Below are 22,055 nucleotides of genomic sequence, written 5' to 3' on the forward strand. Positions count from 1 at the left end.
GCAGCCGCGCCGCCGGAATCCGCCGGCGGGGCTTGCGGGCGCGCGGCCACAAGGACATCCATGCCAGACAAAGCATATTATGCGGCCCTCGGCCTTTCGTCCATCCTTGACAAGGTGCTTTCCGGCGAACGCCTCTCCTACGAGGACGGCCTCGCCCTCTTCGCCTGCCCCGACCTCACGGCCGTGGGCGCGCTGGCGGCCGAGGTGCGCTTCCGCCTGCACGGCGACGCGGCCTACTATGTGGTGAACCGGCAGGTCAATTATACCAATGTCTGCGTCAACGGCTGCCTCTTTTGCGCCTTCAGGCGCGACCATGCGGACGAGGACGGGGCCTTCCAGCTCAGCAAGGAGGACATCCTCGCCCGGCTCGAGGGCGCGCAGGGGGGCACCCTGCGCCTTGACGAGATGCACATGGTGGGCGGCTGCCACCCGAAGCTCGGCCTCGCGTGGTTCGAGGACGTGCTGCGCACCGTGGCCGACCGCTGGCCCGACTTGCCGCTCAAGGCCTTCACCCCGGTGGAGATCGCGCATTTCGCCGCGCTCGAAGGCATCAGCACCCTTGAGGTGCTCCGGCGCCTCAAGGCCTGCGGCCTTCGGATGATGCCCGGCGGCGGCGCGGAAATTTTTGATACAGACCTGCGCGCGCAGCTCTGCCCGCACAAGGCTGACGCCGAGGCCTGGCTGCGCATCTCGGCCGAGGCGCACAGCCTCGGCATCGTCACCAATTGCACCATGCTCTTCGGGCACCTCGAGACCCCTGCCATGCGCGTGGAGCACCTGCTCCGGCTGCGCGCCCAGCAGGACGAGAGCGGCGGATTCACCTGCTTCATCCCCCTGCCCTTCCTCACGGAAAACAGCCGTCTTGAACTCCCCGAGGAGCGCTCGGGGCCGGTGCGCGGGCTCGACCAGTTGCGCACGGTGGCCGTTTCGCGGCTCTTGCTCGACAATATCCCGCATATCAAGGCCTATTGGATCATGCTCGGCCCCAAGCTCGCGCAGACGGCCCTCTGGTACGGCGCGGACGACCTCGACGGCACCATCGTGGAGGAGCGCATCGGCCACATGGCGGGCGCGGCCTCGGCCCAGGGTCTGACCATCGACGAATTCGAAGCCATGATCCGCGCCTCCGGTTTCAGGCCGGTGCGCCGCAACGCCGTTTTTGAGGCCATGCCCGGGAACGGAGGGGATGCCGCCACGGCGGCGCGCCCCCGCAAGGAGACATGCTGATGGACTTCGCCCCCGCGCACAGCCCCTTTGATGACGACACGCCCGCCTATGCGGACGTGGCCCGCGCCGCCCGAAAAGCCGCCGCCGGGGAACGCCTCGAGCGCGCGGACGCCGAAGCCCTCTATTACCGCGCGAGCCTGCTCACCCTGGCGCGCCTCGCCAATGACATGCGCCTTCGGCTGCATCCCGAGCCTGTCGTCACCTATGTGGGCGACAGGAATATCAATTATTCCAATGTCTGCGTGTGCGGCTGCCGCTTCTGCGCCTTTTTCCGCCCGCCGGAGCATCCCGAGGGCTATGTCATCACGCGGGAGGAGATGGCGCAAAAAATCGAGGAGACCCTGCGCCTCGGCGGCACGCAGATCCTGCTTCAGGGCGGCCATCACCCGGATCTTCCGCTGGAATGGTACGAGGATCTTTTGCGCTGGATGCGCGCCACCTGGCCGAACCTCCATATCCACGCGTTTTCGCCGCCCGAGATCTGGTTCTGGTCGGAAAAGTTCGGTCTTCCCGTCGTGGAGGTCCTGCGCAGGCTCAGGGAAGCGGGGCTCGACTCCGTGCCCGGGGGCGGGGCGGAAGTGCTCCAAAATGACGTGCGCCGCCAGGTCTCGCCCAACAAATGCTCGGCCGATGCGTGGCTTTCCGTCATGGAGGCCGCGCACGGCCTCGGCATGAAGACCACGGCCACCATGATGTTCGGCCATGAGGAGGAGCCGGGCCACCGGCTCGACCACCTCTTCGCCCTGCGCGCCGTGCAGGACAGAACCCACGGCTTCACCGCCTTCATCCCCTGGACCTTCCAGCCGGCCAACACGCGCATCCGCTGCCAGAGCCTGCCCGCGCCGGCATATCTGCGCCTGCTCGCAATCTCGCGCCTCGTGCTCGACAACATCCCCAATATCCAGGCCTCCTGGGTGACCATGGGGCCGCAGATAGCGCAGCTGGCGCTCTTCTATGGCGCCAACGATTTCGGCTCGCTGATGATCGAGGAAAATGTGGTCGCCGCGGCCGGCGTTTCCTACCGCATGACCCGCAAGGAGATCGAGGCCGTCATCCGCGCGGCCGGCTTCACGCCGGTGCAGCGCACCATGGATTACCGCCCTGTGGGCGAGGCGGCCGCCCATGCCTGAGACCGTGCTGCGCATGGGGCGTATCAGCTATCTCAACGTGCTGCCCATCTACCATCCGCTCGAGGCCGGCATCCTGCCGCACGACTATGAGCTTGTCGCCGGCCCGCCGGCCCTGCTCAATGATATGATGGGCCGCGGCGAGCTGCACGTGTCCTCCTGCTCCTGCTTCGAATACGCGCGCCGGCCGGAGCGGTACTATCTGGTGGACGACCTTTCCATCGGCTCGCGCGGGCCGGTGATGAGCGTGCTCCTGCTCTCGCGCGTGCCCGTGGAGGAGCTTGGCGGGCATGAGATCCTTATCAGCGGCGAGAGCCACACCTCCGTGGCCCTTCTGCGCCTGCTCATGCGCGACCGCTACCGGCAGCCCGTAACCTACAGGACGGGCCAGGTCTCCCCGGCCCTGCGCTCGGCGTCGCCGCCCACGGCCTTTCTCGCCATCGGCGACGAGGCCCTGCGCCTCAGGCAGCACCCCGACTATCCCTACCGCGTGGACCTCGCCGAGGCCTGGCGCGACTGGACGGGCCTGCCCTTCATTTTCGGGCTTTGGGTGGTGAGCCGGGACGCCGCCGAGCGCGGCCTCTTCCACGACGACCCGGGCGAGCTGTTGCGCCGCGGGCGCGACTGGGGCCTCGCGCACATGGATGTCATCCTCGACCTCACGGGGCACGGCTGCCCGCTGAGCCGCGAGGACCTCGCCTTCTACTACCGCGAAGGGCTTGTCTACAGCCTGGGGGCAGAAGAATTGCGCGGCCTTCACCTCTTCTATGAAAAACTCGCGGCCGCCGGAATCATCGCCGCCGTGCCGCCGCTGCGCTTTTTCTCGCGCTAAGCGGCCGCAGCCTGCACGCAAAAACGGGCGCCCTGGAACTCCCGGAGCGCCCGTTTTTTTGGCGGAATTGTCCGCAAGAGCTTATTTCAGGGCCTTGAGAATGGCGTCGGCCGACACCTTGCCGAGAACCCTGCCGTCCACGATGACCGCCGGCAGCTCGCCCACGCCGTAATACTGGCAGAGCTGGGTCGTCTGGTACATGTTCACATTGCCCGCATCGTAGCAATATTTGGCCACCTTGAGCTCGTCCTGCGCCGGCACCGGCGGCTTCACGCGCGAAAGATAGGCGTAGTGGATGGGATAGTCCGTGGGCTGCACCGTGGCGTCGTATTCATTTTTAAAGGTCTTCACGGAGCCCGCGCGGCGCTGCGCCGCCTTGACCTCGTTCCAGCGGTCGAGCGCGTAGGTGAGGTAGGGCATCGCCTGCCCGGGCCGGGAATGGGCGATCCAGATGGCGAGGCCCATGAGGTCGGTGCCGTAATTCTCCGTGCTGTTGGCGAAAACGGCGATCTTGCACTCCTTCGGCGAGAGGGAGCGGCTTGCCGTGGTCACGGCCTTCCACACCTCGGCGCTTTTGGGATTGGCGAAATTGAGCAGCACCAAAATCTCGTGCGGGGCCGTGCGCTCGCCGAAGACCACGGGATAGATCTCTTCGCGCCAGTTTTTGCGGTGCGCCGCCTCGCCCTCAATGGTGGGCTGGCCGCCGCCCATGGCGCCGAGCATCTGCTGCCCCTCGCTGGTGAACTCGCGCGTATTGGGGAGTTTCGCCTGCATGTAGGGATTGAAGGCATTGACCCCGCCGCCGGGCGCACCCCCGGAAAGCGCCACCTGCTCCGGCGCGGCTGCCGCCTGCTCGCTCCCGCCGCCGCTGCCGCCCGCGGCACAGCCCAGGAGCATGAGCGTCATCACCAGTGTGGACACAAGTTTCCCGCGCATCTTCCACCTCGTTGCTGAAGTACTACAAGGTTTCGCCGCAGGCCTCAGCCGCGGCGGTTTCCAGATGGCGCAGCCAGATCCCGGCCACGCCCGGATATTCCGCAAGGCCCCTGAGCACGGGCACGCACTCGTGCTGCGCGCCCTCGATACGCGAGCGCCAGGAGCCGGCGCCCTCGCCCGCCATGTCGCGCAGGGCGTGCTGCCCCACCACAGAAAGCAGGGGCATGAGCCACACCCTGCCCGACGTGAGTCTCGGCAGGATGGACGTAAGCGCCATGGCGTCGCCCATGGTGCCCACATGGACGCGGGCGTCCAGCTTCCGCATGGCCGCCGCGAGGTCCGCATAGCGCGCGCCCCCGGCATGCCGGGCGCCGTGCCCCATGAGCACCACGTCCTCATGGGGGAGGCGCCCTTCGGGGAGATGCGTGGCCAAGGCCCGCGCCGCGGCCTCCACGTCGGCTGGCTCCGCCAGAAGCGGCGCGCCCACACGGCAGCAAAGGCCCAGATCCTGCACGGCCTCGGCGCAGGCGGCGCAGACTTCTTCATGCTCCGCGCCGGCGATGGCCTGCAGGGGCTGCACGGCCACACGCTCATAGCGCTCGAAGCTGAGCCGCATAAGGGCCTTGCGGACGGAATCGCTTTTCTGGCGCGCCCTGGCAAGGCGCTCGCGCAAGAGCGGCGAGGTGAAGGCCCAGCGCACGGACCAGCCGGCGAACCTCTCGCGCACCATGGCGTCAAAGGCGTGCAGGGCCTGGCGCCCCTGCGGAGTGGCCGCGCCGAACGCCGCCAGAAGAATCGCCCTTCTCATGCGCATTCTTTGTACGTCACTTGCCCCCCGCCCGCAAGCCGCGGCGGGCGCCCCGGCCATGTTGACCGTGCTGTGGCTTGGGGCTAGAGTCGCGCCATACGGAACACAGGCGTGCGAACGCCCATGGAACGGCAGGAGGTCGGGCATGGCGAAAGCATTGGTTCTCGGCGGGGCCACCGGCCTTGTGGGGCAGGCATTGACGCGCACCCTCACGGACGCGGGCTGGGAAACGCGCGTCTTCAGCCGCACGGACGGCAACCTGCTCGACCTCGAGTTTCTGCGCGGCCTGCTGGAAGAGACCGGCGCCGACGTGGTGTTCAACGCCCTCGGCTGGACGCGGGTGGACGCCGCCGAGGAGCATCCCGAAGAGGCGCTCATCGCCAACCGCACCCTGCCGGACGCGCTGGCGCGCACGCTGGCCGCCCTCGGGCACGGGCACCTCGTCCATTTCAGCACGGATTTTGTCTTTTCGGGCCCCCATGACGGCCCCTGGCGCGAAACCGACACCCCGCACCCCAAGAGCGTCTACGGGCGCACCAAGCTCGCCGGCGAGGAGGCCGTGCTGAGCGCGCTCCCGGAGCGGAGCTGCGTGCTGCGCACGGCGTGGCTCTTCGGGCCCGGGCGCGCCAACTTCGTGGATGTCATCCTCAATGCCTGCCGCAAGCGCGACGCCGTGAGCGTGGTGCATGACCAGATCGGCTCGCCCACCTATACCCTCGACCTCGCCCGCTGGACCGAGAAGCTGGCCCGGGCTCGCGCCACCGGCATCTGGAACGCGGTCAACAGCGGCGTGGCGAGCTGGTGCGAGCTCGCGAGCGAAGCCATCGCCCTCACCTCAGGCCCCTGCCGGGTGGAGCCCATCCCGGGCAGCGAGTGGCCGCAGGCCGCGGAACGGCCGGCCAATTCCGCGCTCGACAACAGCAAACTCGCTGAATTTTTGGGCGAAAAGCCCCGGCCGTGGCCCCGGGCGCTTCGGGAATACCTTTTCAGCGAATACGCCGGCGCCGAAGGGGGGAGCGCCGGCTGATGCGGCGGCCGCCCTTGCTTCCGGCCGGTCTCTTCGCCGGGGCGGCCGCGCTGCTGCTCCTCCTTTTTGGGGGCGCCCCCGTGCAGGCGCGCCCCCAGAACCTCGAGCAACTCGCCGACATCACCCGCTATCTCGTCGATGTGCCCATGCCCGGGGCCATCACCTCGCTCTACCGGCCGCGCTATGATACAGTAGCCGAGGCCGACCTCAAGATGACGCACAACGAGCCGGCCTTCGTGGTCATCTTCCCGGACGGCCCGCGCATCTACCCGCAGCGCTATCTGGTCTGGCACCAGGTGGTCAACGAGCTCATCAACGACCATGCCTATGCCGTCACCTACTGCCCCATCACGGGCACCTTCATGGCCTATGACGCCTCCATGCAGGGCCTGAACCTCATCTTCGATGTGGAGAGCCACAGCGGCACAGGCGGCACGGCCGGCTTTCTCTATGACGGCAACAGCATCCTCACCGACCGCAATTCCGGCAGTCTCTGGCTGCAGGAGATGGGCATGGCCTTCGAGGGGCCGCTCCTCGGGCGCGGCATGCCCACCTTGCCCGTGTTCTGGACCACATGGGGCGCGGCGAGCCACGTCTATCCCGACGCCCCCGTGCTCGCAAAGCCGCGCGGCAGGCGCCCCTACGGGCGCGACCCCTACGGCAGCTACCTCAAGAAGGACACCTATTACGACAACGACACCCTCGCCTACCAGCCCCGCTGGCTGGACAGGCGCTTTCACCGCAAGACGGCCATGCTCTGCCTGGAGTACGACCATTTCCTCCTCGCCGTGGACATCGCCTATGTGAAAAAAAAGGGCGCGGTGAATTTTTTTCTCGGGCCGGCGCCGCTTTTGGCCGTGCATGACAAGAGGCTCGACGTGGTGCGCATCTACAGCCGTCAGGTCTGGGCCGAGCCCTTCCTGTTCGTCATGCAGGACGGCAGCCTCACGGACATCAACACCAAAAGCACCTGGGACCCTGCCACCGGCAAGGCCACGGGCGGCAACATGCGCGGCGCCTCCATGAAGGAGTTTTTCGGGGTCTATTCCATGTGGTTCGCGTGGTACAGCCTCAACCCCGAGACCCTTGTCATCCCGGGCCCCGGCGAGGTGCCGGCGCACCTGCTCTCCACCGAAGCGCCGGGCGTGGGCGACACGCCGGAGATCCCCAAGGGTGGCGAAGGCGACGGCGCATTGCCTGGCGGCCCGCGCTGGGAGCCGGCGCTTTAGGCGCCAGCTTGAGGCGCGCCGGACGCGCTTGCCAGCGGCGCGGAATGTGGCTAAGAAATTTGCCGGATTTGTGAACCGGGCGCCAAGGCGCCCGAGCAAAGGAGCAGAGAATGACATATGTGCAGCGCGTGATGGACAACCTGAAGGAACGCTACACCTGCGAGCCGGTCTTCCTCCAGGCGGTGCAGGAGGTTTTGCAGAGCCTGACGCCCATCCTGGAAAGGAATGACAAATACGAGAAATACCGCATCCTTGAGCGCATCACCGAGCCCGAGCGCATCATCGCCTTCCGGGTGGACTGGGTGGACGACAAGGGCCAGATCCAGGTGAACCGCGGCTACCGCGTGCAGTACAATTCGGCCATCGGCCCCTACAAGGGCGGGCTCAGGCTGCACCCGAGCGTCAATCTCGGCATCCTCAAGTTCCTCGGCTTCGAGCAGATCTTCAAGAATTCGCTCACCGGCCTGGCCATCGGCGGCGGCAAGGGCGGCTCGGACTTTGACCCCAAGGGCAAGTCCGAGATGGAGGTCATGCGCTTCTGCCAGGCCTTCATGACCGAGCTCTTCCGCCACATCGGCGCCACCATCGACGTGCCCGCGGGCGACATCGGCGTGGGCGGCCGCGAGATCGGCTTCCTCTTCGGCCAGTTCAAGCGCCTCACCAAGAGTTATGAAGGCGTGCTCACCGGCAAGAACCTGCTCTTCGGCGGCTCGCTCGCGCGCACCGAGGCCACGGGCTACGGCGTGGTCTACTTCGCGCAGGCCATGCTCAAGGCGCGCAACGAAACCCTGGAAGGCAAAGAATGCGCGGTCTCCGGCGCGGGCAACGTGGCCATCTACTGCTGCCAGAAGCTCCAGCAGATCGGTGCCAAGCCCGTCACCGTGTCCGATTCGCGCGGCATGATATATGACCCCTCCGGCATCCGCGTGGATGTGCTCCAGCAGGTGAAGGAAGTGGAGCGCGCGTCGCTCACCCGCTATGCGGAGCTCGTGCCCTCGGCCAAGTACACGGCCGTCGCCGACTATCCCAAGGGCCGCAACGCCGTGTGGAGCGTGCCCTGCTTCGCCGCCTTCCCCTGCGCCACGCAGAACGAGCTCAACCTTGCCGACGCCGAGACCCTGCTTGCCAACGGCTGCAAGTGCGTGGCCGAAGGCGCCAACATGCCCTCCACGCTGGATGCGGTGCATGCCTTCGTGAAGGCCGGCATCGCCTACGGCCCGGCCAAGGCCGCCAATGCGGGCGGCGTGGCCACGAGCCAGCTCGAGATGGCGCAGAACGCCAGCATGCAGAGCTGGGANTTCGCCACGGTGGACGAAAAGCTGCACCGCATCATGGACAANATCTACAAGAACGCCGCCGACACCGCCAAGGAATTCGGCGAGCCCGGCAACCTCGTCATGGGCGCCAACATCGCCGGCTTCCGCAAGGTGGCNGACGCCATGATCGCCCAGGGGATTTAGGCGTTAGCCGTTCCCNGCCCTGNCGNCNGGGGCATNCGTTAAAACNAAAAGGCTGTNCACNCNCNTNNGGGAGTGGACAGCCTTTTCGTTTAACTNGCCNNNGNGCGGNCTTACATCATGCTTTTCACCACAGCAAAGACGATGGCCGCGGTCACGGCGCCGAGNATGGGGCCGAGGATGGGGATCCAGCTGTATTCCCAGTCATTGCTGCCCTTGTCCTTGATGGGCAGCGCCGCATGCGCGAGGCGCGGGCCCATGTCGCGCGCGGGATTGATGGCATAGCCCGTGGTGCCGCCGAGCGACATGCCGATGACCACCACGAGNAGCGCCACGGGGATGGCCCCGATGCTGCCGAGGCCGACCTCGGCGGTGTTGCCGGTCTCGCTCATGTAGAGGATGACGAGCACGAGCACGAAGGTGCCNAGCACNTCGCAGACNAGGTTGCGCCNGTANTTGCGGATGGCCGGGATNGTGGAGAAGACGCCGAGCTTGGTGGGCTNNTCATCNGTGGCGTCNAAGTGNTCCTTGTANAACACATAGACGGCCACGGCCCCGAGNAAGGCCCCGAGCATCTGGGCGATGATGAAGGGGATGACAAAGCCCCACGGGAACTTGCCGGCCGCGGCAAGGCCGATGCTGACCGCCGGGTTGAGGTGCGCCCCGGAATAGGGCCCGGCGATGAGCACGCCGCACATGACCGCGAGNCCCCACGCNAGGGTGATGACCACCCAGCCGCCNCCCTGNCCNTTGGAGCCCTGGAGATTACAGCAGGCCACCACNCCGCAGCCCAGAAGGATCATGACNAAGGTGCCGAGAAGCTCGAAAATGCATTTCACGAACAGGCTGGTTTCCATAGCGCGCTCCTTGTTTTCGCGTCGGATATGTGCCTGGTGTCTTCCCGGCGCGGCGGCCCAANGGGGCGGCCGCCNNGCGCCGATGNGNGTTGCAAAAAAGCNGTCGNCCGCCTACTTGGGATACTGGCAGATGACNGCTTCCACGGCCTTGTGCCAGCCCTCGATCTGCTNGGCCACGCGNGCNGTGTCGCCAAAGGGCGAGAAGGCGCGCTCCACCTGCCACTGNGACTGGATCTCGCCNATGCTCTCCCAGAAGCCCACGGCGAGGCCGGCCAGGTAGGCNGCGCCNAGNGCCGTGGTCTCGGTGATGCGCGGGCGCAGCACCTCGCAGGCGAGGATNTCGCTCTGGAACTGCATGAGNAGGTTGTTGCGCGANGCGCCGCCNTCCACCTTGAGGTTGGCGAGGGNGAGGCCNGAATCGCGCTCCATGGCGCGCACGATGTCATAGGTCTGGAAGGCGATGCCCTCGAGCGCNGCNCNGGCGATNTGCGCCNNGGTGGTGCCGCGGGTGATGCCCGAGATGNAGCCGCGGGCNTACTGNTCCCACCAGGGGGCGCCGAGGCCNGTNAGNGCCGGCACGAAATACACGCCGTCCGTATCCGGCACNGAGGCNGCCAGTTCCTCCACCTCCTCGGAACTGCGGATGCACTTGAGGCCGTCGCGCAGCCACTGNACCACCGANCCGCCCACGAAGATGGAGCCNTCGAGNGCGTAGGTGACCTTGTCGCCGATCTTCCAGGCGATGGTGGTGAGCAGGTCGTTTTCGGANCGGATGGGCTTGTCGCCGCTGTTCATGAGCANNAAGCAGCCCGTGCCGTAGGTGTTTTTCACNGAGCCGGGCTCGATGCACATCTGNCCGAAGAGNGCGGCCTGCTGGTCGCCNGCCATGCCCGAGATGGGCAGCTTGTGCGCGAAGAGCGTGGTGGTGGTGTGGCCGTAGACCTCGCTGCTNGAGCGCACGTCNGGCATCATGGAGCGNGGGATGTCGAAGAGGTCGAGCAGCTCCTGGTCCCAGTCNAGNGTGTGGATNTTGTAGAGCATGGTGCGCGAGGCGTTGCTCACGTCGGTCACATGCACTTCGCCGCGGGTGAGCCGCCACACGAGCCAGGANTCCACNGTGCCGAAGAGCAGNTTGCCNTCNTCGGCGCGNCGGCGNGCGCCGGGCACGTTGTCGAGGATCCATTTCACCTTGGTGGCGCTGAAATAGGCGTCGAGGATGAGGCCGGTCTTGTCGCGGATGAAGTCCACCTTGCCCTCTTCGCGCAGGTGGTCGCAATAGTCGGCGGTGCGGCGGTCCTGCCAGACGATGGCGTTGTAGACCGGTTCCTCGGTCTCCTTGTCCCAGACGATGGTGGTCTCGCGCTGGTTGGTGATGCCGATGCCCGCGATGTCATGGCCGTTGATGCCAATGGTCGAGATGGCCTCGGCCACCACCGAGGCCTGCGAGGCCCATATCTGGTGCGGGTCATGCTCCACCCAGCCCGAGCGCGGGAAGATCTGCGGAAATTCCCGCTGCGCCGTGGAGCAGATATTGCCCCCCTTGTCGAAAACCAAGGCGCGGGAGCTGCTTGTACCCTGATCCAAAGCCAAGATGTACTTGCGTGAATTCATGGGCCCTCCTTGCGGCTCGATTTGGTGGGAAACAAAAACGGTGCGGGCTTGTCGTGCCCCTTTCCTTTCCACCTATCGCAAAAAAGGGCGCATGACCAGAAAAATGACCGCCCTTTCGGGGGCGGTGCAGAAAAAACAGGAGGAGAGAAAAAGGACGCGCCCCGGGGAGCGGTCAGCGCCGCTTCCAGGGCCGAATGACAGAGACGGCCACAAGGAAGATGAGCAGGGCCACCTGCACAAGCGAGCCGGCGAGGTGGAGCGCGCGGACCTGCCGGTAGGCCGCCTCCTGGAGGGCGCCATTGCCGGCCGCCTCGCTCATGGCGAGCAGGGCGGCTTCCCAGCGCCCGAGGAACAGCCAGCCGCTGGCGAAACAGAATGCGGTGACGGCCCATTTCACCGCCACCCAGCGCAGGCGGAAGAAGTCCCACGGCGTCAGCAGGCCGTAGATGAGGCCCGTGAGCACGCAAGTCCCGAGGCCAAGGGTGATGACCACCCACATATCCAGCACATGACTGGAAAAATTGATGCCGTAGAGCATCCCCTCGCGGTCGGCCCCCACGCTGGAGAGGTTGAGCATGATCATGGAGACCGCGCCGCCGAGCCAGCAGGCGACGCCCAGAAGATGAACTATCTTCAGGATCTTCATGCCGCGGCTTTTCAGGACTGCCATGATATGCTCCAGCTTAAGTCTCGGGGGGGAGCTTTTCCCACCTCAGTTGATATGCAGCAGTTTCTCCGCATTGGCGCTGCCGAACATGGTCTTTTCCTCCTCCGTGAGGGGGGCGTCCTCCAGGAAGGCGCGGGCGCCCTTCTCTGGCAGGTAGGGAAAATCCGTGGAATAGAGCAGGTGGCCGATGCCCACCTTTTTCAGGCAATATTCCAGGCAGTTATAATCCCAGACCCCGCTGGGCGTGATCCAGACATGATCTTTGTAATACGTGGAAATCGTTTGCGGAAGGCCCGTCACCGCCGGGGAGAGCATCTGGTCGAGCCGGGTGAGGTAATAGGGCAGCACTTCGCCCCAATGGCCGGAGATGATCTTGAGCCCCGGGAAGCGCTCGAACACGCCGCGCAGGATCATGCGCAGCACCTGCACGCCGGCTTCCACATGCCAGCCCCAGCCATAGGCGCTGACGATGGTGTCCACCTGGTCGCCGAGGCCGCTGTAATAGGCGGCGCACACCTCCTTGCAGGTGAAGTTGGGATGGACGTAGAGCGGCACATCAAGCTCGCAAAAGCACTGCCACACGGGTTCGAAGCGCGGGTCGTCCAGAAAGAGCGACCCCGTGCCCGGGCGCCCGGAAATGAGCGCGCCCACAAAACCGAGCTCGGAAACGCAACGTTTCAGCTCCGCCACAGCCTCCTGCGGGCTTGCCCAGGGGAGAGTGGCAAAGGCGCGGAACCTCTTGGGCCAAGGCTTGATGGCCGCGGCCATGGCATCGTTGGCCAGCGTGGTAAGCGTGGCGGCCTCGGCCCCGGTGAGCCATTGCGAGGCGTTGGTGTAGGAGACCACCTCCATGTCGATGCCGGCCTTGTCCAGTATGGCGACGCGCTGCTCGCCCAGGCTGAAAAGCTGCGCCACGTCCGGCATGTCGGCGGCCGCCGGGTGCAGGAAAGTCTCGGCGTAGGGATAGGCGTCCGCCACCGCCTTGGCGGTGGCTTTTGAAATGGGCTTGGAAACGATATGCTCTTCCAGGGCGATGATCTTCATGTTTTCCTCCGGTTCCGGGTATTTGCCGCGCGCCGGAACGTGACTATTGATATATCAATACTTCAGGAGGCGTGTCAATGCGCAAGGCCGATGACGAAAAAAACGCCCTGGGTTACCACCTGCACCGGGCCTTTGCCGCGCTCACCGAGACCTTGCACGCGGAATTGCGCGCCGCCGGGCTTGCCCTCACGCATCCGCAGTTTTCCGTGCTCCAGGCGGTCAGCCGCAAGCCGGGCATAAGCCAGAACGGCCTCGCGCGCGAAACGGGCAAGGATGGCGCCGCCATCAGCCGCTCGCTCGACTATCTGGAAAAGCAGGGCCTCGTGCGCCGCGCGCCCCTCAATGGCTGCACCAAGGGCGTGTTCCTGACGCAAAAAGCCGAAGAGCTGCGGCCGCTGCTGGACGGCGCCATCCGAAAAACCGTGGCCCGCGCCTGCCGGGGCATGACGCCTGAAGAGGAGGAAACGGTCATCCGCCTGCTGGAAAAAATCTCCGCCACCTTGCACGAGGGCGCGAAGGGGAGTTGAGCCGAAAATGCCCCGGCAACGCGCGCGGTTTTTTTGACAAAAGCGGCGGCCGGGGCTATGTGTTCCCTTTCCGCATCGCAAGCGCCGGGCGCGCCTTTTCGGTGCCCCGCAGGCGGCGCCGGAGCACCGGCCGTCACCGGGGAGAAATATGGAACGTCTCCTCCTCACTCTCGGCATCATCTTCGCCAGCCTGGCAGCGGGCTATGCCTCGCGCCATGCCGTCGAGGCCGGGAAGCTCCCTTGGGGCGTCGCCCGCATGGAGGAGGCCCGCAAGAAGATGCAGGTGCTCGCCGTCTTCGTGCTCATCCCGCTTTCGGCCATGCTCTCGCTCTGGGGGCTGCCCAAGCCCGAGCCCCGCCTCATCGCCCTCCCCATCCTCGGGCTCGCCGCTTGGGTGCTCGGCGGGGCCATCGCCCTTGTGGCCGCGAAAAAACTCCATCTCGACCGCCCGCAGACCGGCAGCCTCTACTGCTGCGGCACCTTCACCAATATCGGCGCCGTGGGCGGCCTCACGAGCCTGCTCTTTCTGGGGGAAAACTCCATCGCGCTGGTGGCGCTCTACCGCCTCTGCGAAGAGCTCTACTATTTCAGCGTCTCCTTCCCCATCGCGCGCTGGTACAGCCCGGAAAATACGCAAACGAAGCTCTCCTTCCGCGCCTTCAGGCTCGACCCCATCCTCTGTGTCATCGTCTGCGCGCTCGGCACAGGCTTCGTGCTCAATCTCGCGGGCGCGCCCAGGCCGGACTTTTGCGGGCCGCTCGCCTCGGGCGCCATGATCGTGGCGACCACGCTCTTTCTCTTCGCCATCGGCCTGAGCCTGCGCCTGTCGCGGCTCTCGTGCTATCTCGCGCCGAGCCTCGCCGTCTGCGCCATCAAGTTCGCGGCCGTGCCGGTGGTCATCATCAGCCTCGCGGCGGCGCTCGGTTTCGGCAGCATGGAGGGCGGGCTGCCGCTCAGGGTGGTGGCCATCCTCTCGGCCATGCCCGTGGCCATGACCGCGCTCGTGCCGCCGACCCTCTTCCACCTTGACGTGGACCTTGCCAATGCCTGCTGGATCTTCAGCACACTGGGGCTGGTGGCCGTGCTGCCGCTCCTGATGCTTCTTCTGCCCGCCCTGTAGGGCACTTGCCCGGGCCGCATGCGGAAGAGGCCCGGGCGCAAACACCCGAGGAGGTCTTATGAAACGCGGAAAACTCTTTCTCGCCCTGGTGGCCTGCGCGTGCCTCATGGCCGCGCCGCTTTCGGCTGCCAAGGCGGAACCATACAAGGGCGAATACAAGCTGAGCGTGGTGCCCGGCGCCACCTCCGGCTGGGGCAAGACGGCCACCTATTTCGCGGACCTCGTGCGCAAGCGCTCCGACGGGCGCATCAATATCAAGGTCTATCCCTCGAGCCAGCTGCTCTCCGGCAAGCAGACCTCGGAATTCCTCATGCTGCGCAACGGCGCCATCGACTTCGCCCTGGCCTCGACCATCAACTGGTCGCCGCAGATCAAGGAACTCAACCTCCCCGCGCTGCCCTTCTTCATCGCCGCCCAGCCCGACCGCTACAAGGCCATGGACGCCATCGAGGCCGGAAAGTCCGGCAAGATGATGGTGGACGCCATCGAGGACAAGGGCGTGAAGATCATCGGCTGGGCCGAGAACGGCTTCCGCGAGCTCACCACCAGCAAGGGCCCCATCGCCTCGCCCGAGGACATGAAGGGCCTCAAGATCCGCGTGGTGGGCAGCCCCATCTTCATCGAGACCTTCCGTGAGCTGGGCGCCAACCCGGTGAACATGAACTGGAGCGAGGCCACCACCGGCTTCCAGCAGGGCGTGGTGGACGGCCAGGAAAACCCGACCAACGGCATCAACATCCCGCTCAAGATCTGGGATTTCCACAAGCACCACAGCGACTGGCACTACATGATCGACCCCCTGCTCATGGGCGTGAACCCGCAGGTGTGGAAGAGCTTCAGCCCCGAGGACCAGAAGCTGCTCGTGGAATGCGCGGCCGAAGCGGAAAAGTACGGCAAGGCCCTTTCGCGCCTCGGCATGGATGACGGCGCTTCCGCCGCCTACCTGAAGAGCATCGGCGAGCTGCCCGAAGCGGCCGACCCCTACGCCACCATGAAGGAAAACGGCATGACCGTCACCCGCCTCACGCCCGAGCAGATCCAGGCCTTTCACAAGGCCACGCAGAAGGTGCGTGACGACTGGACGGCCAAGATCGGGCCCGACCTCGTGAAGGCGGCCGAAAGCGACATGGCCGCCGTCAAGTAGCCCGGCGCGACGTTTGCGCCCTGCGGCCCCCCGCGCACCTCGCGGGGCGGCCGCGGGGCATGGAGAGAGGAACGAACCATGCGCCCCATTCCCAAGATGCTGCTTCTTTTTGCGCTCATCATTCTCGGCTCGGCCATCGTGTTTGTCGTCATCAACGATGAGGACATCGGCTCCCCGCAGGCGCCCGCGCAGACATCCGCCCCGGCGTCCGGGGGCGCAGGGAGGTAGGCCATGCGCCACCCGCTCCACTACCTGAACGAGCATTTCGAGGAAGTGCTGGGCTCCATCCTGCTCGCCATCATGGCCACGGTGGCCTTCATCAATGTCATCGTGCGCTACTGCACCTCGTTTTCCTTTGCCTGGAGCGAGGAGCTGACGGTGAATTTCTTTGTCTGGGTGGTGTTGCTCGGCACGGCGCGCGCCTTCCGCCAGGGGACGCACCTTGGCATGAATATCGTGTACGAGGCGCTGCCCAAGCCGGCGCGCAAGGCATGCTACTGGTTCGGCTGCGCCCTGTGCGTGCTCTTTTTCGGCGCGCTCTGCTGGACGGGCACGCTTGAAGTCCTCGACGAGTACGAGCTTGACTCCATTTCCGAATCGCTCGGCGTGCCCGTGTGGTGGTATACCATTGCGACGCCGCTGTTTTCCCTGCTCATCATCGTGCGCATGTGCCAGCGCTCCTGGCTTGACCTGCGCACGGGCAACTTTTAGCGACGGCGCGGCCGAAGCCCCGCGCCCGCGTTACGGCCAGCGCCGCAGCGCGCCCCAAAACCTGCCATGGAAAGTACGCTTTTTCAGGACCCCGCCTTCTGGCTTTTGACGCTCTTCCTCGTGCCGCTCATCCTGCGCGTGCCCATCGCGCTCTCGCTGGGCGTGGCGGCGCTGGTGGTCGTCTGGAAGTGGGACATGGGCCTGAACATGCTTTCCTACAACTTTTTCGCGGGCATCGCCAAGTTTCCGCTGCTCGCCATCCCCTTCTTCATCCTCGCGGGCTATATCATGGAGCGCGCGGGCATCGCCTCGCGCATCGTCACCCTCATGGAATCGCTCACGGGCACCATGACGGGCGGCCTCGCCATCGCCACCGTGGCGGTCGCCACCTTCTGGGGCGCGGTCAGCGGCTCCGGGCCGGCCACGGTGGCGGCGCTCGGGCTCATCCTCATCCCGGGCATGACGCGCGTGGGCTATGACCGCGACTTCGCGGCCGCAACGGTCTCCGTAACCTCGGGCCTCGCCATCGTCATCCCGCCGAGCATCGCCTTCATCGTCTACGGCGGCATCGCCAACGTGTCCGTTCCCGCGCTCTTTGCCGCCGGTTTCGTGCCCGGCCTCATCGTGGCCCTGTGCATCATGGGCGCGGTGTACCTCATCTCCCGCAGGAAGGGCTATCGCGGCAAGCGCGGCACCAAGCCGGTGGGCAAGGCCTTTCGGGAGGCCTTCTGGGGCGTGCTCACCCCGGCGGTCATCCTGGGCGGCATCTACGGCGGCATCTTCACCCCCACCGAGGCCGCGGCCGTGGCCGTGTTCTGGGGGCTGTTCGTGGGTATCTTCATCTATCGCACCATCAACAGCGTGAAGATACTGTTCGAGATCTTTTCCGCCAGCATGCAGGCCACGGCGGTGGTGATGATCGTGGTGACGTGCGCGGGGCTCTATTCGTGGGTGGCGTCCACGGTAGGCTTGGTGGAGCGCGGCTCGGCCCTGCTGCTTTCCGTCTCCAGCGACCCGTGGATCGTGCTTTTGATGATCAACATCATCCTGCTGCTCGCGGGCATGCTGCTGGACGCCATCTCCATCTATTATGTCTTTTTGCCCTTCATGCTCCCCATCATGGCCCATTTCGGGTGGGACCCCATCTGGTTCGGCATCATGATGACGGTGAACCTCGCCGTCGGGCAGGTCACGCCGCCGGTGGCCGTCAACCTCTATGTGGGGGCGAATATCAGCGGCCTGACCATGGAGCAGATCAGCAAGGCGGCGCTCCCGCTCATCGGCGCGGCGCTTTTGGCGCTTATCGTCATCGTGCTCTTCCCGGGGCTTTCCACCTTCCTGCCGCGTTTGCTCGGGCTTTCGTAGGTGGAGCGGCGGGGCGCTTTCCGCTAGCGCGTGCGGCGCATGAGCTTCCAGGTGAGCTTGATGACGGCAATGAGCTCGTTCAGCATGGGGACGCCGGAGAAAAGGCTGGTGGTGGCGTCGGCTTCGGTGAGGGGCTTGAGCGCAGGAGCAGGCGGCGTTTTCGCGCTTTCGTCCTCTTCCGCACCCTGATCTGCATCCATTTCCCCGGCGGCGGGCGCGACCTTTCCGGGCATTGCACTTGCGCCCGGCCGCTCCCGGCGTGAGGCCGCGGCCTGAGTTTCTGCTTCGGCGCCGGCGTCCTGCCCGACCGCCGCTTCAGCTTCCGCGCCTTCCACCGCTCCGCCATCCCCTTCCGCACTGGCGCCGCGTCGGGCGGCCATGACCCGGCTGAGCTGCCTTTGGCGTTCCGCCGCCACCTGGCGCTGGCGCTCCTCGCGTTCCTTGGCGAAGGCGTTGAGGCTTTCGCGGATGTCCTGGCTCAGGGCGTCGCCCGCGCTCTCGCCCATGGCCTTGCCAAGCCCGGCCTCCAGCGCGGCCAGCATGGCTTCGGGACTTTGCGCAGTGAGGCAGATGCGGGCGAACCTGTCCTGCGCCTGCGGCGTCACCTCGAGGCTCTGGGCCAGGGCTTCTGCCGCCTCGTCATAGGCGTTTTCACGGATAAGGCGATGCGCCTCCGCAAGGAAGGGGCTCCTCGCGGCGGGGTCATCCTGCAACAGCCGCGCATACGCGGTGCGGGCGCGGTGCCAGCGGCGCGCGCGCACGAAGGTCTCGGCCGCCCGCGCCAGCCACGCGTGGAAGCGGGGCATGTCGCCCTTGCCCTTCCAGGCCGCCGCCATGCCGAGCTCGGCCTCGCCCTTGATCTGCGCGCTGCGCAGGGCGCGCTGGAAAGCGCTGATGGCGTGGTTCCAGCGGTTCTCCCCTAGGCAGCGCATGCCCACGCGAAAATAATCTTCCGGCTGGCGCTCGGGCCTGAGCAGCACGCCGTAGGTGGTGAGCGCCGCGTCAAAGGCGCTCGTATCCGTATGCTGCGCCGCGAGGCGGAGCTGGTCGAGTCTGGGGCGCTCGGCCAGGAGCGCGGTGAGCTTTTGCTGGAGCGCGGGCACCGAATAGGGCCGCCCGAGCAGGGCGCTGGCGCCGCTGCCCAGGGTCTTGAGCTGCTCGGCCTCGCTGTCGTTGGGCAGGATGAGCAGCACGGGCATGGCGAGAAGGCGCGGGTGCAGACGCAGGATGGCGCAGAACTGTTCGCCATCCATGTCTTCCAGCTTCTGCGTGCAGACGATGATCTCGGGGGAAAAGCCCGATTTGTCGGGCGTGATGCCCGCCAGCATGCGCGCCGCCGCCACCCCGGAAGTCATGACCCGCACCTCCGAGGCCCCGGCCTCCCTGAGGGCGCGCTTGTCCAGCGCGCCGAGAGCCTCGCTCTCGCACAGGAGCAGCACACCGGGCAGGCTTGGGGGGGGCATGCGCGCTCAGGACCTCCGCTTGGGACAGGCTGGCCGGAAACGGGACGCACACCGCCCACCGGCGCCCGAAGCATAGCCCGGCCACGCCGGCACCGCAAGCGCCGGGCGACAGCAACGAAAACCCGCGCTGGCCGTGCCGCCGGTGGGAGGGGCAAACTGCGCCCGATCTTGAAAAGGAGGATTTCCCGCCCGCTCCCGGAGCGCCAGAAGGGCGCCCCGGGCCACGGACGGCAGGAACTGTTGCGGAGTGCGCGCCGGCGCTACATGGCGCTCAGCATTTCCACATCTTCGCTGGAAAGCAGCTTGTCGAGGTCGAGCATGATGAGCAGCCTGTCCTGGAGCTGGCCCACGCCGCTGATATAGTCGGACTCGACACCGGCCACCACGGGCGGCGGCGGTTCCACCGTGCTCGCCGGGATGCGGAGCACCTCCGAGACGGCGTCCACCACGAAGCCCACAATGATATTGTTGATCTCGATCACGATGATGCGCGTGTTCTTGTCGTGCGCCTTGGGCGCAAGACCGAAACGGCGCCTCAGGTCGATGATCGGGATCACCTTCCCCCGCAGGTTGATGACGCCTTCCACAAATTCCGGCGCACGGGGAACCTTGGTGATTTCCATGGTGCGGATGATCTCCTGCACCTTGAGGATGTTCACGCCGAATTCCTCGTCGCCGATGCTGAACGTCACCAGTTGCAGGAGCTCGTCATCCTGCTTTTTCAGAGTTGGATCCATATCCGCTCCCTCGTCTCACTGGTGTCCTGCGCGGCAGGAGGCTGCCGCCGGCCGCGCCGCACATGCTTGGTCACACTAAGCCTTATCGTCCCAAGCGTAAAGTTCCCTAGGGGCCTTATGAAAAAAACGCTTCAGAACAGGGGCTCGCCTGGCGCGGGAAGGCGCTCGGGGAAGGTCTGGTGAAGCGCGCGCCCCAGGTCTTCCGCAGTATACAGATCGCGCAATACCAGCGGCTTTTCCGCCATCTCCCCGGCCGGGAAGAGCGCCGTGAGCGGGATGCTCTTGCTGCCGAGCATTTCCAAAAGGCGCACGGCATAGGCGTTGGGGCGCGTCAGGTCAACGCGCACGAGCTCCATGCCGTGCCTCGCCTGCCACTCGCGCAGGCGCTCGCCGGTGAGCACCGTGGCCTCGAGGAATTTGCAGTTCGGGCACCAGTCCGCGGTGAATTCCAGCAGCAGCGGCTTCTTGCCAAGATTGGCGGTGAAATATTCCGGCGAAAAGTCGCGCCACTGCGGCAGCGGCGTCACCGGCCGAAGCACCCAGACGACAGCGAGACCAAGGAGCACGCAGCCCGCCACGCCCAGGATGCGGCGGCGCATGGGGGGCGCCGACAGCGAGCAGTAGCGCCCCCACAGCCACGCGCAGAGCGCCACCACCAAAAGGACGCTCAGCACCTGCATGTGCTTTTCCACCGGCAGGATGGAGAGCAGGTAGAGCGCCGTGGCGAGCAGCAAAAAGCCGACCAGGTGCTCGAAAACGTGCATCCACGGCCCGGGCCGCGGCAGGATGCGCGCGAGCGCCGGCCAGATGCTGAACACGAGATAGGGCAGCGCCATGCCGAGCCCCACTGACCAGAACACCACCACCAGCACGAAGAGCGGCTGCGTGAAGGCCCAGCCGAGCACGCCGCCGAGCAGCGGACCGCTGCACGGCGTGGCGAGAAAGGTGGAGACAAGCCCCGTGAGATAGGCCTGAAGCCGCGGATTGTGCACGGCCGCCCCGGGCTTGAGGTCAAAGCTCGGCAGCGAGAACACGCCGAGCATGGAGAGCCCCATGAGAAACACGAGGAGCAGCATGACCAAAAGGATGGCCTGGTTCTGGTAGAGCTGGCCCCACATGAGGTCCGCAAGGCCCAGCAGCAGGGCGAGGCCGGTAAAGAGCGTGAGTATGCCCGCGGCAAAGCAGAGATTGTGCTCGCGGAACTGGCGCAGGTTCGCCCCGGTGCCGCCGCCCATGAGCAAAAGCCCGCTGATCTTGAAGGTCAGCACGGGCAGTACGCAGGGCATGGCATTGAGGATGAGCCCGGCGAGCAACCCGAGAAAGAGCGCCTTGCCGAGGCCGAAAATCTCGAGCGCGGCGTCGGCGTAGCGCGGCGTGAGCTTGAGGTCGAAATCCTCGGGTGGGGGCAGGGCGGCGCCGTCCGTGGGCAACAGCGAAGCCTCCTCCCCGGCGGCAGCTTCCTGCGGCTCCGCATCGGCGGCGGAGGCTGACGTGCGCGGGGGCGGCGCCGCGCCCTCTTCTTCCACGAGCACGTCCACGGGCACACCACCGCGCGAAGCCTGCGGGAGCCCCGCCTTCTCCAGCAGGGACACAACGGCCTCGCGCCAGTCGCGCCCGGAAAAGTCGGGCAACAGTTCGGGCACCGTGCCGCTGAGGCTCTGGCTCACGGGCAGGCAATGCCTGTCGGAGCAGAGGAGCATGGTGAGCTCGGCCGCATACATGCGCCCCCGGGCCTCCTCCGGCAGGAGCACCGCCACGACTACGTCCCCCTCATAGGTGGAGACCGTGCTGTCCGGGTCGAACTGGTCGCGCTGGAGCGAGCCTGACGGGTAGAGCACCGGCATGGCGCCCTTGCCTTCCAGCGTTACGGCAAGATTCGTCGGGCGCCCGGTCTCCGCGGCCTCGTGCGCGTAGGCGTGATAGCCCTCGGGGATGCGGTAGCGCATGGCCGCCACCACGCCGTCGCCCTTACTCGCAAATTCGAGGGTCGGGGCCACGTCGGTAGCGCACGCGCACGGCGCCCACGCGAGAAGGCTCCAGCAGGAGAGGAAGAGCGCAAGGAAAAATATGTGCGGCATAGCCCAAAAAGCCGTCTGCTGCCGGCGGAAACTGCTTTTTTCAGAGGGGCGAAAAAAACATTTGACAAGTCCGCGGCAGCCGCATAGG

21 protein-coding genes are annotated in these 22,055 nt (G+C 66.2%); 12 read left to right on the plus strand and 9 right to left on the minus strand.

Annotation, left to right across the window (positions count from 1 at the left end):
- The first annotated feature begins 60 nt into the window (after window positions 1-60).
- The 3 genes from mqnE to HDR50_RS05925 are packed head-to-tail and all read left to right on the plus strand — an operon-like array spanning window position 61 to window position 3,186.
- The gene (gene mqnE / locus HDR50_RS05915; protein WP_291356831.1) at window positions 61-1,227 is read left to right on the plus strand and encodes an aminofutalosine synthase MqnE; all 1,167 of its coding nucleotides are present in this window, start codon (window positions 61-63) and stop codon (window positions 1,225-1,227) included.
- On the plus strand, window positions 1,227-2,357 hold the full coding sequence (gene mqnC, locus HDR50_RS05920; RefSeq protein WP_291356833.1) for a cyclic dehypoxanthinyl futalosine synthase: 1,131 nt from the start codon (window positions 1,227-1,229) through the stop codon (window positions 2,355-2,357). Before mqnE ends, mqnC begins: the two co-directional genes overlap by 1 nt.
- Complete coding sequence (locus HDR50_RS05925; RefSeq protein WP_291356835.1) at window positions 2,350-3,186, plus strand: menaquinone biosynthesis protein; 837 nt, start codon at window positions 2,350-2,352, stop codon at window positions 3,184-3,186. Before mqnC ends, HDR50_RS05925 begins: the two co-directional genes overlap by 8 nt.
- Window positions 3,187-3,267: 81 nt before the next feature.
- Here HDR50_RS05925 and HDR50_RS05930 read toward each other — a convergent pair whose 3' ends face one another.
- The gene (locus HDR50_RS05930; RefSeq protein ID WP_291356837.1) at window positions 3,268-4,122 is read right to left on the minus strand and encodes a hypothetical protein; all 855 of its coding nucleotides are present in this window, start codon (window positions 4,120-4,122) and stop codon (window positions 3,268-3,270) included.
- Window positions 4,123-4,144: 22 nt separating this feature from the next.
- A complete protein-coding gene (locus HDR50_RS05935) occupies window positions 4,145-4,930 on the minus strand; it encodes a sirohydrochlorin cobaltochelatase (RefSeq protein WP_291356839.1) in 786 nt (261 codons plus the stop codon).
- A 145-nt stretch (window positions 4,931-5,075) separates the two neighbouring features.
- Between HDR50_RS05935 and rfbD the strand changes: the two genes are divergently transcribed.
- From rfbD to gdhA, 3 genes are all read left to right on the plus strand, one after another.
- Window positions 5,076-5,957, plus strand: a complete 882-nt coding sequence (gene rfbD, locus HDR50_RS05940) for a dTDP-4-dehydrorhamnose reductase (protein ID WP_291356841.1) — start codon at window positions 5,076-5,078, stop codon at window positions 5,955-5,957.
- A gap of 14 nt (window positions 5,958-5,971) precedes the next feature.
- Window positions 5,972-7,186 (plus strand): DUF3179 domain-containing protein, encoded by a 1,215-nt coding sequence (locus HDR50_RS05945; protein ID WP_291356843.1) that lies wholly within the window; start codon window positions 5,972-5,974, stop codon window positions 7,184-7,186.
- A 110-nt stretch (window positions 7,187-7,296) separates the two neighbouring features.
- A complete protein-coding gene (gene gdhA / locus HDR50_RS05950; protein ID WP_291356845.1) occupies window positions 7,297-8,646 on the plus strand; it encodes an NADP-specific glutamate dehydrogenase in 1,350 nt (449 codons plus the stop codon).
- Between the two features lie 110 nt (window positions 8,647-8,756).
- Here gdhA and HDR50_RS05955 read toward each other — a convergent pair whose 3' ends face one another.
- From HDR50_RS05955 to HDR50_RS05970, 4 genes are all read right to left on the minus strand, one after another.
- Window positions 8,757-9,500 (minus strand): MIP/aquaporin family protein, encoded by a 744-nt coding sequence (locus HDR50_RS05955; RefSeq protein ID WP_291356847.1) that lies wholly within the window; start codon window positions 9,498-9,500, stop codon window positions 8,757-8,759.
- Between the two features lie 111 nt (window positions 9,501-9,611).
- A complete protein-coding gene (gene glpK / locus HDR50_RS05960; RefSeq protein WP_291356849.1) occupies window positions 9,612-11,111 on the minus strand; it encodes a glycerol kinase GlpK in 1,500 nt (499 codons plus the stop codon).
- Between the two features lie 172 nt (window positions 11,112-11,283).
- Window positions 11,284-11,781 (minus strand): hypothetical protein, encoded by a 498-nt coding sequence (locus HDR50_RS05965; RefSeq protein WP_291356851.1) that lies wholly within the window; start codon window positions 11,779-11,781, stop codon window positions 11,284-11,286.
- Window positions 11,782-11,823: 42 nt separating this feature from the next.
- Window positions 11,824-12,822: an amidohydrolase family protein gene (locus tag HDR50_RS05970; RefSeq protein ID WP_291356853.1), complete on the minus strand. Its 999-nt coding sequence runs from the start codon at window positions 12,820-12,822 to the stop codon at window positions 11,824-11,826.
- Window positions 12,823-12,899: 77 nt separating this feature from the next.
- On the opposite strand from HDR50_RS05970, the gene HDR50_RS05975 reads away from it, so the two are divergent.
- The 6 genes from HDR50_RS05975 to HDR50_RS06000 all read left to right on the plus strand — a co-directional run bounded on the left by HDR50_RS05975 (window position 12,900) and on the right by HDR50_RS06000 (window position 17,689).
- The gene (locus HDR50_RS05975) at window positions 12,900-13,349 is read left to right on the plus strand and encodes a MarR family transcriptional regulator (protein ID WP_291356855.1); all 450 of its coding nucleotides are present in this window, start codon (window positions 12,900-12,902) and stop codon (window positions 13,347-13,349) included.
- A gap of 148 nt (window positions 13,350-13,497) precedes the next feature.
- Window positions 13,498-14,469 carry a hypothetical protein gene (locus tag HDR50_RS05980; RefSeq protein WP_291356857.1) on the plus strand — a complete coding sequence of 324 codons (972 nt, stop codon included), beginning with the start codon at window positions 13,498-13,500 and terminating at the stop codon, window positions 14,467-14,469.
- A 58-nt stretch (window positions 14,470-14,527) separates the two neighbouring features.
- Window positions 14,528-15,613 (plus strand): DctP family TRAP transporter solute-binding subunit, encoded by a 1,086-nt coding sequence (locus tag HDR50_RS05985; RefSeq protein ID WP_291356858.1) that lies wholly within the window; start codon window positions 14,528-14,530, stop codon window positions 15,611-15,613.
- Between the two features lie 78 nt (window positions 15,614-15,691).
- Window positions 15,692-15,841: a hypothetical protein gene (locus HDR50_RS05990; RefSeq protein ID WP_291356859.1), complete on the plus strand. Its 150-nt coding sequence runs from the start codon at window positions 15,692-15,694 to the stop codon at window positions 15,839-15,841.
- A 3-nt stretch (window positions 15,842-15,844) separates the two neighbouring features.
- Window positions 15,845-16,324, plus strand: coding sequence for a TRAP transporter small permease (locus HDR50_RS05995; RefSeq protein WP_291356861.1), 480 nt, complete (start codon window positions 15,845-15,847; stop codon window positions 16,322-16,324).
- Window positions 16,325-16,390: 66 nt separating this feature from the next.
- Window positions 16,391-17,689, plus strand: a complete 1,299-nt coding sequence (locus HDR50_RS06000) for a TRAP transporter large permease (protein WP_291356863.1) — start codon at window positions 16,391-16,393, stop codon at window positions 17,687-17,689.
- A 23-nt stretch (window positions 17,690-17,712) separates the two neighbouring features.
- Here the strand turns inward: HDR50_RS06000 and HDR50_RS06005 are convergent, their stop codons facing one another.
- From HDR50_RS06005 to HDR50_RS06015, 3 genes are all read right to left on the minus strand, one after another.
- Window positions 17,713-19,152 carry a histidine kinase gene (locus HDR50_RS06005; protein ID WP_291356865.1) on the minus strand — a complete coding sequence of 480 codons (1,440 nt, stop codon included), beginning with the start codon at window positions 19,150-19,152 and terminating at the stop codon, window positions 17,713-17,715.
- 260 nt (window positions 19,153-19,412) lie between these two features.
- Window positions 19,413-19,889: a chemotaxis protein CheW gene (locus HDR50_RS06010; RefSeq protein ID WP_165076580.1), complete on the minus strand. Its 477-nt coding sequence runs from the start codon at window positions 19,887-19,889 to the stop codon at window positions 19,413-19,415.
- Between the two features lie 131 nt (window positions 19,890-20,020).
- A complete protein-coding gene (locus HDR50_RS06015; protein WP_291356867.1) occupies window positions 20,021-21,967 on the minus strand; it encodes a cytochrome c biogenesis protein CcdA in 1,947 nt (648 codons plus the stop codon).
- Between the last annotated feature and the right edge of the window lie 88 nt (window positions 21,968-22,055).

The organism is Desulfovibrio sp. (genome assembly GCF_014803725.1).
Taxonomy (GTDB): domain Bacteria; phylum Desulfobacterota; class Desulfovibrionia; order Desulfovibrionales; family Desulfovibrionaceae; genus Desulfovibrio.